The sequence below is a fragment of the Aquabacter spiritensis genome (assembly GCF_004346185.1).
Classification (GTDB): domain Bacteria; phylum Pseudomonadota; class Alphaproteobacteria; order Rhizobiales; family Xanthobacteraceae; genus Aquabacter; species Aquabacter spiritensis.
In genome coordinates this window covers 696,446-713,180 of the sequence record NZ_SMAI01000001.1, presented here as the reverse complement: position 1 = coordinate 713,180, position 16,735 = coordinate 696,446, and the positions used below count along the sequence as shown (strand labels likewise).

Annotated in this window: 10 protein-coding genes and 1 riboswitch; of the genes, 2 read left to right on the top strand and 8 right to left on the bottom strand. The window is 69.1% G+C overall.

What is annotated here, in order from left to right; all coding sequences use genetic code 11:
* Positions 1-10: 10 nt before the first annotated feature.
* The 8 genes from EDC64_RS03215 to EDC64_RS03180 form a co-directional block, all read right to left on the bottom strand.
* The gene (locus EDC64_RS03215) at positions 11-763 is read right to left on the bottom strand and encodes a precorrin-3B C(17)-methyltransferase (RefSeq protein ID WP_132029765.1); all 753 of its coding nucleotides are present in this window, start codon (positions 761-763) and stop codon (positions 11-13) included.
* Positions 760-1,485 (bottom strand): precorrin-2 C(20)-methyltransferase, encoded by a 726-nt coding sequence (locus tag EDC64_RS03210; protein WP_132029764.1) that lies wholly within the window; start codon positions 1,483-1,485, stop codon positions 760-762. The genes EDC64_RS03215 and EDC64_RS03210 overlap by 4 nt, the downstream gene beginning before the upstream one ends.
* Entirely contained in the window at positions 1,482-2,117 is a 636-nt protein-coding gene (locus tag EDC64_RS03205) for a precorrin-8X methylmutase (RefSeq protein ID WP_132029762.1), read from the bottom strand. The genes EDC64_RS03210 and EDC64_RS03205 overlap by 4 nt, the downstream gene beginning before the upstream one ends.
* Positions 2,118-2,122: 5 nt before the next feature.
* The gene (cobG, locus tag EDC64_RS03200; protein ID WP_132029760.1) at positions 2,123-3,487 is read right to left on the bottom strand and encodes a precorrin-3B synthase; all 1,365 of its coding nucleotides are present in this window, start codon (positions 3,485-3,487) and stop codon (positions 2,123-2,125) included.
* Complete coding sequence (gene cobN, locus EDC64_RS03195; protein ID WP_132029758.1) at positions 3,484-6,762, bottom strand: cobaltochelatase subunit CobN; 3,279 nt, start codon at positions 6,760-6,762, stop codon at positions 3,484-3,486. Before cobN ends, cobG begins: the two co-directional genes overlap by 4 nt.
* 17 nt (positions 6,763-6,779) lie before the next feature.
* Positions 6,780-7,826, bottom strand: a complete 1,047-nt coding sequence (gene cobW / locus EDC64_RS03190; protein WP_132029756.1) for a cobalamin biosynthesis protein CobW — start codon at positions 7,824-7,826, stop codon at positions 6,780-6,782.
* On the bottom strand, positions 7,823-8,254 hold the full coding sequence (locus tag EDC64_RS03185) for a DUF1636 family protein (protein ID WP_132029754.1): 432 nt from the start codon (positions 8,252-8,254) through the stop codon (positions 7,823-7,825). The genes cobW and EDC64_RS03185 overlap by 4 nt, the downstream gene beginning before the upstream one ends.
* Before the next feature lie 80 nt (positions 8,255-8,334).
* Positions 8,335-8,549, bottom strand: a riboswitch (cobalamin riboswitch).
* A gap of 105 nt (positions 8,550-8,654) precedes the next feature.
* Positions 8,655-11,876 (bottom strand): Rne/Rng family ribonuclease, encoded by a 3,222-nt coding sequence (locus tag EDC64_RS03180; protein ID WP_132029752.1) that lies wholly within the window; start codon positions 11,874-11,876, stop codon positions 8,655-8,657.
* A 745-nt stretch (positions 11,877-12,621) separates the two neighbouring features.
* Here EDC64_RS03180 and EDC64_RS03175 point away from each other — a divergent pair.
* Both EDC64_RS03175 and EDC64_RS03170 read left to right on the top strand, forming a co-directional pair.
* The gene (locus EDC64_RS03175; RefSeq protein ID WP_245504504.1) at positions 12,622-14,007 is read left to right on the top strand and encodes an N-acetylmuramoyl-L-alanine amidase; all 1,386 of its coding nucleotides are present in this window, start codon (positions 12,622-12,624) and stop codon (positions 14,005-14,007) included.
* Between the two features lie 219 nt (positions 14,008-14,226).
* Positions 14,227-16,677: a penicillin-binding protein 1A gene (locus tag EDC64_RS03170; RefSeq protein WP_132029748.1), complete on the top strand. Its 2,451-nt coding sequence runs from the start codon at positions 14,227-14,229 to the stop codon at positions 16,675-16,677.
* Positions 16,678-16,735: the final 58 nt, after the last annotated feature.

Genomic DNA, 16,735 nt, shown 5'->3' with positions numbered 1-16,735 from the left:
GCGCGGCCGCTCATCCCTGGCTCCGGGGGGAATAGACAAGCGGAGGAAGGCCGGGTCGGTGGATGAGCCGCGTCGCCGCCGAGCCGACCAGGATGCAGGTCGCCATATCCGCCATGTCCGCCTGCGCTTCGGAAAGCGGGACGATGGCGATTCGCTCGTCGGGCCGTCCCGCCGCGCGGCCGAAGACGATCGGCACGCCGGCCGGCAGAATCCCCCGCAGGAGGTCGAACGCCGCATCGAGCTGCCAAAGGCGGGCGCGGCTGACCGGATTGTAGAGCGCGAGCACGAAGCCCGCCTGCGCCGCCGCGCGAAGCCGGAGCTCAATCACGGCCCATGGCTTCAGATTGTCCGAAAGGGAGATGGCGCAGAAATCGTGGCCGAGCGGGGCGCCGACGCGGGCCGCGACCGCCAGCATCGCGGTGAGGCCCGGCACGACCTGCAGGTCGATCGCACGCCAGTCCGGCGGCCCGCTCTCGATCGCCTCGCAGATCGCGGCCGCCATGGCGAAGACGCCGGGATCGCCCCCCGAGACGACCGCGACGGTCGCGCCCGCTTGCGCGCGCGAAAGAGCGGCGGCGGCGCGCGAGATCTCCTCGCGATTGTCGGAAGCGTGGCGCGTCTGGTCGGGTCGGACCGGCACGCGGTCGAGATAGGGGCCGTAGCCGAACAGGTCCTGGGCGGCTTCGAGGGCAGCCGCCGCCTCGGGTGTCATCTGGTCGGCCGCACCGGGTCCGAGGCCGATCACGAAGAGCCGTCCGCTCATGCGGTTCGCTCCCAGCCGGGCACCAGGACGATGGCGAAATAGGGCGCCGGCGCTTCATCGCGTGCGGAGAGAGGAATGGCGGTGCAGCCAACCATGGTTCCCCGCTCGACATAATAGGCCCGCGGCAATCGCCCGGCGGCGGCGAGCGCCCGGCGAATCTTGGGCAGATTGCGCCCGACCTTCATGATGACCGCCGCATCGGCCTCCGCCAGGCGCCGTGCCAATTCCGCCTCGCTCAGCGTGCCGGGCAGGACCATCAGAACGTCGTCGCCCTGGGCGATCGGCATGCCGACCGTCGACCAGCAGCCGGACATGCCGGTCACCCCGGCGATGACTTCGGCCGGGAAGCGCCCGGAGAGGCGCACATGCAGATGCATGTAGGAGCCGTAGAAGAGCGGATCGCCCTCGCTCAGCACCGCCACGGTGCGCCCTGCGGCGAGCCGCTCGGCGATGCGCACGCTCGCTTCTTCATAAAATCCGCACAGCGCGTCGCGATAGGCGGGGTCGTGGCGTGGTAGTTCCGTGGTCACGGGATAGAGCAAAGGCATCTCTTCCGCCCCGGGCGGGAAATGGGCGGCGGCGATGGCGCGCGCATGACTGCCGTTTCCAGCCTTGGCGAAATAGGCCACCACGTCCGCCCCGGCAAGGGCGCGCACCGCCTTGAGCGTGATGAGGTCGGGATCGCCCGGCCCGACGCCGACGCCGATCAGTCTTCCGCTCATAGGCCGGCCCTCGCAAGCGCGTTCACCGCTGCTGCGGTGATCGCGCTGCCGCCGAGCCGGCCGCGTACGATGGCATAAGGGACGCCGCGGGGATCCTGCGCCAGGGCGTCCTTGGATTCCGCCGCGCCGACGAACCCGACCGGCATGCCGAGGATCGCAGCGGGGCGGGGCGCGCCGGCATCGAGCATTTCGAGCAAATGGAACAAGGCCGTCGGCGCATTGCCGATCGCCACCACGGCCCCGGCGAGATGGTCGCGCCACAATTCGAGCGCTGCGGCCGAGCGCGTCGTGCCGAGCCGCGTGGCCAGCGCCGGCACATCGGGCTCGGAGAGGGTGCAGAGCACCCGGTTCCCGGCGGGAAGCCGGGCGCGGGTGACACCGTGCGCCACCATCTGCGCGTCGCACAGGATCGGCGCGCCGGTTTTCAGCGCGGCGCGCGCGGCGGCGATGAAGCCGGGGCCGAACACGAAGTCGCGCGCCGCCTCGACGAGGCCGCAGGCATGGATCATGCGCACCGCGACGTCCGCCTCGGCTTCCGTGAAGCGCGTCAAATCGGCTTCCGCGCGGATGATGGCGAAGGAGCGCTCATAGATGGCATCGCCGTCACGCAGATAGTCGATCGGGGCAGCCATCGGGATCAGGTCTCCAGCGCCGCGAACGGCAATTCGGCGAGGTCGAGGCGGGCGAGACGTTCGGACCCCGTCCCGCCGGCGGCGACCGGCAATCGGGCGAGGGCCGGCAGGAGATCGCGCAGCGCCAGCACGCGCCCCGATTCCGCGGCCGTGCCGTGTCGCACGAGGACCACGGCGCTGTCCATGCCGCCGCTGCTTCCATCCGCGCGGGCCTCCCGCCCCGCGATCACGAGGTCGGCCGGCGCGGGATGGGCGCAGCCTTTGGCACAGCCGGAAACATGGACGTGCACGCTGCCGTCGAGCAGCGGCGCGAGAAGTTCCGCGACCTGCGGTGCGAGCGCCCGCGCCGGGATATGGCCGGATGCGCAGGCCGGGGCGCCGGGACAGGCGGAGACCGCGCGCCGCGGGTCGGCCGGATCGAGAATGAAGCCCAGCCGAGCGACCGCCGCCGCGAACTCACCGATCGCGGCGGCGGCGAGCCCGACGGCGATCAGCGCGCGCGGCGGGGCCGGCCTCAGATCCCGCACGCCGCCGTCAGCCGCCGCTTGGCACAAGGCCGCGATCATCCCGGCATCCGCGACGCCGAAGGGAAGATACAGGCGCAGGGCGCGCGTGCCGTCGGTAAGGGGGATCTCGGCTGGGCGCGCGGCATCGGAAATCAACCCGCGTGCCGCGCTCTTCGCCTGCGCCGGCAGGGGATCGAGGCGAGGCAGATTGCCTGCGGATAAAAGTCCGTCGCCCAAAACATCTGCCATTCGCGCCCGGCGCCCGCGCGCTGCGATCCGCGCGAGAAGGTCGACGGCGCAGGCGGCGGCACCCGCGGCATCGGTTCGGCCGAGGCGCGTCGCCTGCACACTGTCCCCGGCCAGCGACACCTCCCATGCCCCGCCGCCTTGCGCGGAGAGCCGGAGATCGGCCTTCAACGCGTCGAGCGGGACCGCTCCGGCATCCGAGATGACGACCGACACCTTTGGGCCGAGCCCGGCGCTGATCCCCGCCGCAGCCACAGCCGCGCGCACATGTTCGGCCATGGCACGGGCGTCCCCCTGTTCGGCGGGATCGAGCCCGGAGAGCGGCGAGAGGTCGATCACGAGCCCCTCGCGCAGCTCGATGCCGAAGTGGTCGACGGCATCGGAGAAGGCGGGCAGCGTCTCCCGCCGCAGACCCCGCACTTGCAGATTGCCGCGCGCGGTCACTTCGAGAATGCCGTTGCCGAACGCTGCGGCGGCGCGGGCGAGGCCGGCGAGCGCCGTCGGTGTCAGCGCGCCGTCCTTCGGTGTGAGCCGCACCAGCAGCCCGTCGCCGGTCTCCATCGGTGCCGCGAGAGTCGGGCAGGCGCCCCTGCGGTGTTCAACCCGACCGGCGCTCATTCTGCCGCCACCTGGCGCAGGGCGGCGAGGGTGCCGTCGACATCGTTGCGGCGTGGATGCCAGAGGCCCCGGCGGCGCGCATCCTCGAACCGCGCGGCCAATGCGCGCGCGGCCGCCGGATTCTCCCGCATCAGGAAATCGCACACCGCGGCGTCGGCGAGATAGGCGGCATGCAGGCGGTCTATGAGGGTGCCGGGCACCTGCCCCGTGGTCTCGGCGAAGGCAATGAGGCGGTCGACGGTTTCGGCGAGCTCCGCCGCCCCGCGCGGTCCGTGGCGCATCTGGCCGGCGATGAAGGCGGGCGAGACCCGACCACGGACCAGCCGCGCCAGCGCGTCCTTGAGGGGACGGGCGCGGGGACGATGCGGATCGGACGTGTCGAGCACGATCAGATCGGCCGGGCGCCCGAGCAAGGCGGCCGCCGCCGCGAAGCCGCCGATAAAGGCCGCATCCTCTCCGCCCTCCAGCAGATCGCGGCCGGGATCGTCGGCGACATGCACGAGGGCGTCGGCACCGGCGACGCGCCGGGCGAAGCCGTCGCCGCTCGGACGTCCGTCACCTTCCGCGCCGCCATAAGCGTAGCCCGCGGCGGCGAGATAGGCGCGTCCCAGTTCCGCGCGATCGATGAAGCGGCCGGTTGAAAGCCGGTCTTCGATTCCCGCGCCGTAACTTCCGGGCGGAGAGCCGAAAATGCGGGCGCCGTCGCCGCCCGCCCGAACCTCGGTGGCGAGAGGGTTGTCGCCGTCCGCTTCGTCGGTGCGTGCCGCGACGGCGCGGGCGGCCGCGTCGAGCAGGGCGAGCTGGGTGGGAAAGACGTCCCGGAACAGGCCGGAAATCCGAAACGTCACATCGACACGGGGCCGACCGATCGCGGCGGGGGGCAACACCTCGATCCCGGTGACGCGGCCGGTGGCGCCGTCCCAAGCTGGACGACAGCCCATCAGGTGGAGCCCTTGCGCGATTTCCTCGCCGCCGGTGCGGAGCGTGGCGCTGCCCCACAGATCGACGATCACGGCGCGGGGATGGTCACCATGCTCCTGGAGATGCGCGCGCACCACCTCGTCCGCCGCGAGCCTGCCGAGATCCATCGCGGTCGGGGTCGGGAGATTGCGGGGGTCAGCGGTGAAGAGATTGCGTCCGGTGGGCAGAACATCGCGCCGCCCCCGGTCGGGCGCGCCGGCCGGACCGGGTGCCACATGGCGCCCATCGAGCGCGGCGAGGAGGCCCGCCCGCTCGGCCTTCCCGCTTGCCGCCCGCTCGGGATCTTCGGAAGCGGCGCCGAACACGTGGTGTCCGTCCTTCACGTTGAGATCCTTGAGATCGCACAGCCAGGCATCGATCTGCTTCAGTGCGGTGTCCGGATCGGCATCCGGGGCGATGCCCGCCGCATCGGCCAGCCCCGTATCCGTGGCGGTGGCGACGATCAGGCGCGCGAGCCGGTCGCGGCGCCGCGCATCGAGCCCGTCTGCGGCGGCATATTCGTCCACCAGCCGCTCCAGCCTGCGCTCCGCTTCAGTGAGGTCCAGCGCCTGAATGGGTGGCGGCAGATGGCCGATCGTGACGGCGGCGATCCGGCGCTTCGCCTGGGCGGCCTCGCCCGGATTGCTGACGATGAAGGGATAGAGCACCGGCAGCGCGCCCAGCACGGCGCGGGGGAAGCAGCCGGGAGTCAGCGCGGCCGCCTTTCCCGGCAGCCATTCCAGCGTGCCGTGGGCGCCGAGATGGATGGCCGCGTCGGTCTCGCGCTGCAGCCAGAGGCCGAAGGCGAGCAAAGCATGGCGGGGCGGCAAGGCCGGATCGTGATAGTCGGCGCGGCGATCGAGCGACAGGCCGCGCTCCGGCGCGAGGGCGACGACGACGGCACCGAACCTGGCGAGCCGGAACCGGAATACCCCGTCGATGACGTCTGGGTCCTCGACGGGGGCGCCCCAGGCGGCTTCGATCTGCGCCGCGACGGATGGAGGCAAGGCGGCGAGGCCGGCAGCATAGTCGGCGAGCCCGAGCGCCGGCTGCGGGCGCAGCGCGCCGAGCAGGTCGCGGGCCTGGGCGGGGGCGGGCGGGACGTCGTATCCCTCCGCCGCCAGAAGGCCGAGGAGGCGCCGCGCGCTCTCCGGCACATCGAGCCCGACCGCATAGCCGGTGCGGCCCGCCGACGCGGGATAGTCCGGCAGGATCAGCGCCAGACGCCGTGCCGCGCGGGGTCGGCGGGCGAGCCGGGCCCATGCGGCGGCGCGATCTGCGACCAAGGCGACGGCATCCGGTTCCGGCGCGTTGCGGGCCGCCGCGAAGGCGAGGGCCGCATCGGGCGCTGCCGTGTCCTTGAAAGACAGCGCCCCTGCCAGCACCCGCCCGTCCAGTTCGGGCAGGACCACATGCATGGCGAGGTCCGCGGCGGCGAGGCCACGCGGGCTCTCCATCCAAGCCGCGCGCGCCGTGGTGGCGGGAATCGCCTGAAGCACCACCGGACCGTCGGGCGGAAACAGATCGGCATCGCCGGCGGCGAAGGCGGTGGCGGTGATCACGACATCCGGCTCGGTTTCCGCGAGGGCCGAGCCGGTGAAGGCGCGGGCGGCGGGATCCTTCAGCGAGGAGACGAAGACCGCAGAGGCATCGAGGCCCCGCGCCGTCAAAGCTGTGCACAGCGCATCGATGGGGGCGGCGTCTCCTGCGAGCCACATCGAGCGGTAGAAGAGGACAAGGGCGCGCGGTCGGCCGCCCATCCGCGGAGCACGCCTGTAGAAGGCCGCAGCGGGAACCGGACGGGGGTTTGCCGGCGCGATGCTTTCGCCGCGCGCCCGCGCCGACATCCGACCCAGCAGATGACGCATATTGTCCGGGCCGCCCTGGCGGAAATGGGCGAGCCAGAGGTCCCAATCCCCGCGCGATAGGGTGGACAAGGCCGCGAGCCGCGAATCGTCCTGATCCTCGCCCGGCAGAAGCGCGAGCGCGATGTCCTCGGCCCGGGCGAGCGCCGCCAGACGTTCGGCGCCGTAGCGCCACCAGTCGAGTCCGCCGAGCAGGCGCACGACGATCACTTTGGCGTGCCGCCCAGTGCGGTCGAGCCAGAGGTCGACCGACATGGGATGGCGCAAATCCTTCAGCCGCGCGAGTCGCAGGGCCGGTCGCTCGGCCGCGTCGGCGCGCCAGGCCGCGGCCAAAGCGAGCAGATCGCTGTCGGTAAAGGACAAGACGACGAGGTCGGCCGGGGGCTGGCGAAGGTCGATGGGCTCCGCCAGATCCGCGATGGTCGCCGATGTGCTCGTCAGAAGGTGCATCGCACCATCCTATCGCGTCAGGCGGCCGGCGTAAGGGCGCGAAGGGCCTCTTCCGCCGCTGATCGATCGAAACCCTTGAGGCCGATCACGACCAGCGCGCCCCGTCGCGCCTCGCCGGGGCTCCAGGGGCGGTCGAACTGGTGGGTCACTCGCCTGCCGACCGCCTGGACCAGAAGACGCATGGGCTTGCCGGCAACGCTGGCGAAACCCTTTACGCGCAGCACGCCGGGCAGGCGCGCGGCCGCCGTGACCCGGTCCGCAAGCGCAGCCGCCTCCATCACTTCGGGGATCGGTACGACGATGGTGTCGAAATCGTCATGGTCATGGTCGAGTTCGTCGTCGTGATGGGTGCGGCGGGCCGCGATCTCGTCCTCGGTGCCGATGCCGAGGCCGAGCAAGATGGCCGGATCCACCTTGCCACGGGAGGCGTGGACCGTCGGCACGACGCGGGCGAGGGCGCCAGCAATGCGCGCGGCGGCGGCGGCCGATCCGGCGGCGTCCAGAAGGTCGGACTTGGCGATCACCACGAGGTCGGCGCAGGCGATCTGGTCTTCGAACACCTCTTCGACGGGATCGTCATGATCGAGCGTTGGGTCGGCCGCCCGCTGCGCCGCCAGAGCGTCGAGATTGTCGGCGACGCGCCCTTCCGCCAGGGCCGGTCCGTCCACCACCGCAATGACACCGTCGACCGTCACGCGGCTGCGGATGGCGGGCCAGTGAAACGCCTGAACCAGCGGCTTCGGCAGCGCGAGGCCCGAAGTTTCGATCAGAATATGCTCGATGCCCGGGCGCGCGAGGATCTTGTCGAGGGCGGGGACGAAATCGTCCGCGACGGTGCAGCAGAGACAGCCGTTCGAAAGTTCGACGATATTCTCCTCGGGGCAGCTTTCGATGCCGCAGCCCTTGAGGATCTCGCCGTCGATGCCGACATCGCCGAACTCGTTGACGATGACGGCGAGACGGCGGCCCCCCGCATTTTCCAGGACATGGCGGATCAGCGTGGTCTTTCCCGCGCCCAGGAAGCCGGTGACGATGGTGCAGGGAATGCGCGCGAGCGAGGTCATCTTTGTTCCTCGATGAAGGAGATCGGGGGGACACGGGCGATCATGCCCCGTTTGAGGCTGTCCGGGCGGCCGCGCCACGGCATGAGGCCGTCCGTCGAACCGGCGAACAGGCGCGCGCCGACATGCAGATCGTCCGCGCTGCCGGGGAGGAGGTCGCCGAACACGTAGGACCAACCGTCCCGGCGCACCATGGCTGCGGAAAGACCTCGTCGGCAATTGGAGAGGCAGCGCACCGCCCGCACGGCGATCGCGGGGTCAGCCGGACCCGCGCACACGGCTTCGGCGAAGGCGGCACCCTCGGGCGCCCCCTCGGCGGCGCCCCCGGGCAGGCGGCAAGTCTGGCACACGAAAAGGGTGACCACGGGCCCCCGCGCAGGGCCGGGCGGCGCGTCGCCCGCGGTGGTACATTCCGGCGCGGCGCGTTCCAAGACGGACCGGTCCAAGGCTGATCCCGAGGGTGCGAGGGCGCGCGGCTGCGCAAGCCGCAATGCCAGGGCACCCCGCCCGACGCGCGACCGTGTCGAGGGCAGGTCTCCTGGCTCGCGGGTCATCGTCCGGGTCCGCCTTCCCGAAGACCGGCTGGGGTCTTCAGTGGCTTTTTGGTCCGAACTCTCCGCCGACAGTTGCGGGGGCAGCTGCGGCCTTGGCGCACGAGCGCCGCACCGCATTCCCTTTTCACCGTTCCGATACGACCGGAACGAAACCTTCGACCCCGGCACTAAAGGTCGGCCGGGGCGGGAAGTCAATCAGCACGGCGCGGGAGGCCGAAGAACGCGCGGTCTTGCTGGGAAGGACGCGACCGGAGCACGCGGCGCCGGTCGCAGAGGGTCAGCCGCCGAACAATTTTCGCTGCCACCAGCCGGACCGCGGCTTCTCGGTCGGGGCCGGGGCCTCCGCCGGGGGCGCGGACGCCGCATCCGGATCGGCCGAGGGCGCTGCTTCGCGTGCCCCCGTCATGTCGGCGTCGGCGACCGGAACCGAAGCGCTTTCCTCGCCGGAATTCCCGTCGTCCGGCAGGGGGGCTGCGGGTGTGGCGGTGCCCTCAGCGAATGTCGGTGCGGCCAGCGCTTCAACGGCGGGGTCCTCCCCCCCTGAGACTGCAGGCGGCGCCGTGCGGGAGGGTGCCTTCTCGCGCACCGTGGACCGGCGGCGCGCTGGCTTCGCCGCCACCGCTTCCTCGACGGCGGCCGGGGAAACCAAGGTCTGAGCGGGAGCCAGAGGCGGTTCGGGCGTTTCGGCAGCTGCATAAGACGGTGCGGCGGCGATCTCCGTCGGCACGTCCTCGGCCGGCGCGTCAGGAAGGGGGCGAATCTTACCTTCTTCTTCCGTACCGATTTCGTCAGCGCCGACCTCGTCCGAAGCGGCCTCATCCGAAGCGGCTTCGTCCGCGCCGGCTTCGTCCGAACCCTCGCCGTTGGCAGGGCCGTCTTCGCCCTCACGGCGGTTGCGGCGGCCGCCGCGCCGTCCGCGCCGGCGCCGGCGCCGGTCGCTGTCGCCGTTGCGGGCCTCGCCGCGCTCGTCGTCTTCGGCGTCCTCGACCTCGCCTTCAGCGGCGGGCTCTTCCTCGCTCTCGGTCGGCTCGCCCTCGGGGCGGGCCTCACGCGGCTCGTCGCGATCCCCGGTGCGCCGCCGCCGGCGGCGGCGCTTGCGGCGCGCTCCGCCATCCTCGCCGCGATCCTCGCGGTCTTCGCTTTCCTCCGATTCGGCTTCCGGTGCGGTGGCCTCTTCGGCGATCTCCTCGTCCTCCTCCTCGAACTCTTCGTCCGGCAGGATGGAATCCGGCTGCACCACCTTGGCGAGGCGCGGCGCGGCGGGCGCGGGCGCCGCAGGATCGCCCTTCTCGATGATGAAGGGCTGGTGGCCGGTGACGCGTTCATCGGCGCTGACCGTGAGCGTCACCGAGAAGCGCTCCTCCAGCTCGCGCAGATGCGAGCGCTTCTGGTTCAACACATAAAGCGCGACCTCTGCCCGGGTGCGGGCGACGAGATTATTGCTCGCGCTGCGGACCAACTGCTCCTCGAGGGCGCGCAGAAGCTGGAGCGCGACCGAGGCGGCGGAGCGGACATGGCCGGTCCCGCCGCAGGTCGGGCACACTTCGATGGAGCTTTCCAGCACGCCGGTGCGGATGCGCTGGCGCGACATTTCCATCAGACCGAAATGCGAGATCCGGCCGACCTGGATGCGTGCCCGGTCGTTCTTCAGGCAATCCTTCAGCTTGCGCTCGACCGACCGGTTGTTGCGCTTCTCCTCCATGTCGATGAAGTCGATGACGATCAGGCCGGCGAGGTCGCGCAGACGGAGTTGCCGGGCGATTTCCTCCGACGCCTCCATATTCGTCTTGAGCGCCGTGTCCTCGATATGGTGCTCGCGCGTGGCGCGGCCGGAATTCACGTCGATCGAGACCAGCGCCTCGGTCGGGTTGATCACGATGTAGCCACCGCTCTTCAATTGCACGACCGGGGAGAACATCGCATCGAGCTGGTGCTCGACGCCGTATTTGGCGAAGATCGGCTGGTTTTCGCGGTAGACGATCACATTCTTGGTGTGGGTCGGCATCAGCATGCGCATGAAGTCGCGCGCCTCGCGATAGCCTTCCTCGCCCGCGACGTGAACTTCGTCGATGTCCTTGTTGTAGAGGTCGCGGATCGCCCGCTTGATGAGCGAGCCCTCCTCATAAACGAGGCTGGGCGCGCTGGAGCCGAGCGTCAGTTCGCGCACGGTTTCCCACAGCCGGAGCAGATATTCGAAATCGCGCTTGATCTCGACCTTGGTCCGATTGGCTCCTGCGGTGCGCAGGATGATGCCCATCCCCTCGGGGACCTCGAGTTCCTGAACGACTTCCTTCAACCGCTTGCGGTCGACGGCATTGGTGATCTTGCGCGAGATGCCGCCGCCGCGCGCGGTGTTCGGCATCAGGACGGAATAGCGCCCGGCGAGCGAGAGATAGGTGGTGAGCGCCGCGCCCTTATTGCCGCGCTCTTCCTTGACCACCTGGACCAGCATCACCTGGCGGCGCCGAATGACTTCCTGGATCTTGTACGAGCGGGCGCGCCGCTGGTGGGAGCGGACCGGGACCTCTTCGAGGGCGTCGGTCGAGCCCATCTGCTCGACTTCGTCCTCTTCGTTATCTCCGTCGCTGTCGTCCTCGTCCTCGTCGTCCTCATCCGGTTCGGTCCGTGCCTCTAAGGCGGACGGACCGTCTTGCGCGGGCGCTTCGTCGTTTCGGAAGGAATCCGCGGTCACGCCGCCCGGCTCGGTCGTGCCGGGTTGTTCGGTGACGTCGACGGCTTCATCGCTGCCCTGATCAGCGAGGCGTTCGTCCGCATCGGCAGAGAAAGCGACGGCGTGAGCGGGGTTCTCGGCCGAGGGGGCCTCGGCCGCGATCGCGGAATCGTCGGCAGCGACCTGCTGCTGAGGCGGCGGCAGGGGCGCGAACATGTCCTCGGCGATATGGCGGCCTTCGTCACGGCCGCCGTCGCGGCGGTGGTCATCGCGATACGAATCGTCGCCATGATTATCGTCCCGCTCGTCGGCGGAATCGTCATCGTCGTCGTCGTGGCCGCCGGAAATCTGCCCGTCCTCGATGGTTTCGACCACGTCGGATTCGTCGATTTCTTCGATATTGTCGGAGCCGTTGTCCGCGTCCTCCTCCTCGTGGCCCTCCGTATCGGCCCGCTCGGAGACGCGGTCGTCGCGGCGCGCGCGGCGCGGGCGAGAGCGGCGGCGCTCGCGCCGCTCCTCTTCCTCGTCGGCCTGGCGGGCGGCACGCTCCTCCTCCTCGATCAATGCGAGGCGGTCGGCGACCGGGATCTGGTAATAATCGGGGTGGATCTCGCTGAAGGCGAGAAAGCCGTGGCGATTGCCGCCATATTCGACGAAAGCGGCCTGGAGGGACGGCTCGACCCGCGTCACCTTCGCGAGATAGATGTTGCCCCGCAACTGCTTGCGGGACGCCGCCTCATAGTCGAACTCTTCGACCCGGTTCCCGCGAACCACCACCACCCGGGTTTCCTCCGGGTGGGTGGCATCGATAAGCATCTTGTTTGCCATGGAATTCTCTCTGAGCGGCGCCTGAGCCGAAGCTCCGCGACGGTCGGCGCGGCAAAGCCTGCGGACCGAAGATGCGCCGGAAATGGAGTAAGGAAGGTAAGGGGAAACGCAGGCGCGACGGCAACGTCTCGACGCTTCTGGCGTCGGGGCACGCGGTGGCGCGCAGTGCGCGCCTGTCGTGCATGAGAACGTCCATACCTTCGGCGACTCGTTCCTCAGTGAAGCGTCGGACCGGACGGACGCCCGATCCCGGCATACGGAGGCTCGATCCCCCTTCGGATCGGGCTGCGATCGCGCCATTGGCGACGAGGGCCACCATCCAAGCTCGCTTTTCAGCGCGCTCGCCGCACGGCCTCACGCATGATCGTTGAGCAGCCTGCGACGGAAGATGCCGACCCTTGACGAGAGGGCACCGGCGGCAGCCGCGCCACCGGGCCGAACAGCCTTCCCGGAACGCGAACCGTATGCCTTTTCTTCTTAGACGCCCGGCTCCTGCTTTGGCAAGGTTCATGCCTGTTTGGGCGCGATTTATATCCTGCCTCCTCGCTGTGGCGCCGACGCTACAAGGCGGCGAGATCGGTGGTCGGCCATGAACCTCCGGTTAACGCCGGCCGGCCTATCCGATACAGATCGGTTCGGAGAAGCGTCGCAGGACGAGGGTTCGGGAGGTCGGTGGCCAATGGCCGCGCATACGCTTCCAGCCAGGGCCCTGAGATCGGCCCCAGGACATGAGGAGCGCGTCGGCGTGCGTCGCGGCGTGGCGTTCTGTCGCGTCCTTTGCGCTGTGTCGGTACTCCTGCTCGCACCCGGTTCTGCCCTGGGCCAGGCTCAGCCGCCAGTTCAGAGCGCGGCGCACGATGCCAGCCAATCCTCAGGTCCTCCGGCAGGTGCCCTCGCCCAGCCGGCGGCCGCGCTTCATGTCTCCGCGCGTCCCGATGGTTCGGCCGGCGCGGGGCAGGGGGGCGCGCGTGCGATCGATGCACGCCTTGCCGGCGACCAGCAGCGCACCCGCCTTATTATCGATCTGTCGCGGTCGGTCGAGTTCCGCGCCTTCACCTTGGCGAACCCTTATCGCGTGATTCTCGATCTCCCCGACGTCACCTTTACGTTTGAAACGCGCAAGGCCCTGACCCGACGCGGCCTCGTCGCGGCGTACCGCTACGGAACATTTGCGCCGGGCAAATCGCGGATGGTGCTCGACGTCGCTGAGCCGGTCGCCATCGACAAGGCCTTCATCCTGGATCCGGTGGATGATCAGCCGGCACGTCTCGTCCTCGACCTCGTCAAGACCGATGCGGCGAGCTTTGCCTCGACCGTCGCCACGGCCGCCGAGGCGCGCGGCGCGCCGTCGGCCATCGCAGGACACGACGCGACCCTCACGGAGACGCCCGGCGATCCGCGCGCGGTCATCGTTCTCGATCCCGGCCATGGCGGTATCGATTCCGGCACGACCGGCGCGAGCACGTTCGCCGAGAAGAACATCGTGCTGGAGGTCGCCTTTGCGCTGAAGGCGAAGCTCGAACAGTCGGGTCGGTATCGCGTCGTGATGACGCGGTCGAGCGACACTTTCGTCGCTCTGGGCGAGCGGGTCCGAATCGCCCGCAACAATCGGGCTGCCTTGTTCGTCTCGATCCATGCCGATGCCTTGGCGAGCACCGACGGCCAAGCACGCGGTGCGAGCGTCTATACGCTCTCAGACACGGCGAGCGATTCGGAGGCCGCGCGCCTCGCGGAGTCGGAGAACAAGGCCGATCTCATTGCCGGCGTGGACCTCTCGGAGGAAAGCGATGAGGTGGCGGGCATCCTGTTCGACCTCGCGCACCGAGAAACCAAGAATTTTTCCGCATTGTTCGCCCGGACCCTGGTGGGGGCCATGAAGAATGCCGGCAAGGTTCACAAATCGCCGCTCAAATCCGCGGGGTTTCGCGTGCTGAAGGCGCATGACGTGCCCTCCGTCCTGGTGGAACTCGGCTATATGTCGAGCCGCGAAGATCTGAAGCTCATGACCTCGGACGCTTGGCGGGGCAAGGTCGCCGGGGCGATGACGGACGCGATCGACGATTTCTTCGCCACCCGCGCCGCGGGTGTCGGCGTTACCGGGAGCATCGTTCAGGCCCCCGCGGGGAAGTGAACCGGCCGCCCTGGCGGGTTGCGTGCTTTGCGGGCATCATGTGGACCGATCCCGCTGCCGGATCGGACATGGCCGTGAAGCGGCCACTTTTCGCCAACATAGCGGGATGCTCTCCGTTCCGGTGCGTCGGCGCGGACAGGAGACGCCGGCCGTTCGGCCTGGTCGATGGTGCAGGACGGGGGTGCCCGGAGGCGGGCCTCGGACGAGAGGAGCCGGCGAATGCGGCTGCTGTTGAGGTTCTTCGGGTTTTTGTTCGCTCTCGGCACGATCGTGCTGATGGTGGGCGCGGCGGGCGCCACATATTTCGTGTGGAAATATTCCCAGGACCTTCCCGATTATTCGCAGCTCCAGAATTATGAGCCGCCGGTGATGACCCGCGTCCATGCCGACGACGGATCGCTGGTGGCCGAATGGGCGCGGCAGAAGCGTCTCTACATCCCGATCCAATCGGTTCCGAAGCTGGTGATCGAGGCCTTCTTGTCTGCTGAAGACAAGAATTTCTACGAGCATGGCGGCATCGACCCGTCCGGCATTTTCCGGGCGGCGCTGGTCTATGTGCAGAATTACGGGACCAATCGCCGGCCGCAGGGCGCCTCGACCATCACCCAGCAGGTGGCGAAGAACTTCCTTCTGACCAACGAGGTCTCGATCGATCGAAAGATCAAGGAGGCGCTGCTGGCGCTGCGAATCGAGCGGGCCTATTCCAAGGATCGGATTCTCGAACTCTATCTGAACGAGATCTATCTCGGCATGGGGGCGTATGGCATCGCCGCCGCCGCTTTGGTTTATTTCGACAAGTCGGTGGACGAATTGACGGCGCCCGAAGCCGCCTACCTCGCCGCTCTCCCCAAGGCGCCGTCCTCCTACAATCCCTTCCGCGACCGTGACCGGGCGATCGACCGCCGCAATTGGGTGATCGACCGCATGGCGGAAAACGGCTTCATTTCCAATGTGGACGCCGACGCCGCCCGCAAGGCGCCGCTGGACGTGACGCCGCGGCCGACCGGCGCGCAGATCTTCGCCGCGGAATATTACGCGGAAGAGGTGCGGCGGCAGATCTATGAGCGCTATGGCGAGACCAAGCTCTATGAGGGTGGTCTCTCGGTCCGGACGGCGCTCAATCCCAAGCTCCAGGTCGTCGCCAAGAAGGCGCTCGCCGACGGTCTCGTGCGGTATGACGAGCAGCGCGGCTGGCGCGGACCGATCAAGCAGATCGAACTCACGCCGGATTGGGGGGTCAAGCTCGCCGAAGTGAAGGCCTATTACGACATCCCCTGGAAGCTCGCGGTGGTTCTGGATGCCGGCAAGGATACCGCGCGGATCGGCCTCCAGCCGCCGCGCGAAAGATCCGGCGCGGTGTCGACGCAGCGGGACATCGGCCTTCTGCCGCTCGAAGGGGTGAAATGGGCGCGCTGGACGCGCGGTCCCGACGCCTACAAGGCGGTGACCTCGGTCTCCCAGGTCGTGAAGCCGGGCGACGTGATCTATGTCGAGCCGCTCGCCGGGAAGGACGGACAATACCGCCTGCACCAGATGCCGGAGGTGGAAGGCGCGATCGTGGTGATGGAGCCGCTCACCGGTCGCGTGCTCGCTCTGTCCGGCGGCTTCTCCTACGACGAGAGCCAGTTCAACCGTGCCACCCAGGCCCTGCGGCAACCCGGTTCCTCGTTCAAGCCGTTCGTCTATTCGGCGGCGCTCGACAACGGCTATACGCCTTCGACCGTCGTCCTCGACGCACCGATCGAGATCGATCAGGGGCCGGGAATGCCGGTTTGGGCGCCGGAGAACTATGCCAAGAAGTTTTACGGCCCGCAGACGCTGCGGTTCGGCCTCGAACAGTCGCGTAACGTCATGACCGTCCGCCTCGCGCAGGATGTCGGCATGCCGATCGTCGCCGAATATGCTCGGCGCTTCGGCATTTACGACGACATGCTACCGGTGCTCTCGATGTCGCTCGGCGCGGGCGAAACCACCTTGATGCGCATGGTCGGCGCCTATGCGATCATCGCCAATGGCGGGCGCAAGGTGACCCCCTCCTTGATCGACCGCATCCAGGATCGCTACGGTCACACCATCTATCGCCATGACGAGCGGGAATGCCGCGGCTGCGATGCCCAAAGGTGGCAGAATCAGGCCGAGCCGACCCTGATCGATCGCCGCCCGGTGGTGCTGGATCCGATGACCTCCTATCAGATCACGTCGATGATGGAGGGCGTCGTCCAGCGCGGCACCGGCACGGCGCTGAAGGAACTCGGCCGTCCCCTTGCCGGGAAGACGGGCACGACGAACGACGAGAAGGACGCCTGGTTCATCGGCTATACCCCGGAAATGGTGGTCGGGGTCTATCTCGGCTTCGACAAGCCCAAGGGCATGGGTAAGGGATCGACGGGCGGTCTGCTTTCCGCGCCGATCGTCCGCGATTTCATGAAGACGGCGCTCGCCGACCGTCCGGCCATCCCGTTCCGCGTCCCTCCGGGCATCAAACTGGTGCGCATCAATCCGAAGAGCGGGCTGCGCGCGGGGCCCGGTGAGAACGCGATCCTCGAAGCCTTCAAGCCCGGGACGGCGCCGCCCGACAGCTATTCGATCATCGGCGCGTCCGATTCGTCCTTCGGCGTCACCCCGGAGGCCGACCGCGCGGTGCGTTCGGGCACTGGCGGCCTTTACTGAGCCGCGCCGACGGCTGATTGATCCACGCCCGATCCGGCGGCCTGCGCCACCTCGGTCG

Excerpts from the sequence above, each read along its gene's own strand:
- EDC64_RS03215 (WP_132029765.1), bottom strand. The coding sequence starts at position 763 with ATGAGCGGACGGCTCTTCGTGATCGGCCTCGGACCCGGTGCGGCCGAC.
- EDC64_RS03210 (WP_132029764.1), bottom strand. The coding sequence starts at position 1,485 with ATGAGCGGAAGACTGATCGGCGTCGGCGTCGGGCCGGGCGATCCCGAC.
- EDC64_RS03205 (WP_132029762.1), bottom strand. The coding sequence starts at position 2,117 with ATGGCTGCCCCGATCGACTATCTGCGTGACGGCGATGCCATCTATGAG.
- cobG (WP_132029760.1), bottom strand. The coding sequence starts at position 3,487 with ATGAGCGCCGGTCGGGTTGAACACCGCAGGGGCGCCTGCCCGACTCTC.
- cobN (WP_132029758.1), bottom strand. The coding sequence starts at position 6,762 with ATGCACCTTCTGACGAGCACATCGGCGACCATCGCGGATCTGGCGGAG.
- cobW (WP_132029756.1), bottom strand. The coding sequence starts at position 7,826 with ATGACCTCGCTCGCGCGCATTCCCTGCACCATCGTCACCGGCTTCCTG.
- EDC64_RS03180 (WP_132029752.1), bottom strand. The coding sequence starts at position 11,876 with ATGGCAAACAAGATGCTTATCGATGCCACCCACCCGGAGGAAACCCGG.
- EDC64_RS03170 (WP_132029748.1), top strand. The coding sequence starts at position 14,227 with ATGCGGCTGCTGTTGAGGTTCTTCGGGTTTTTGTTCGCTCTCGGCACG.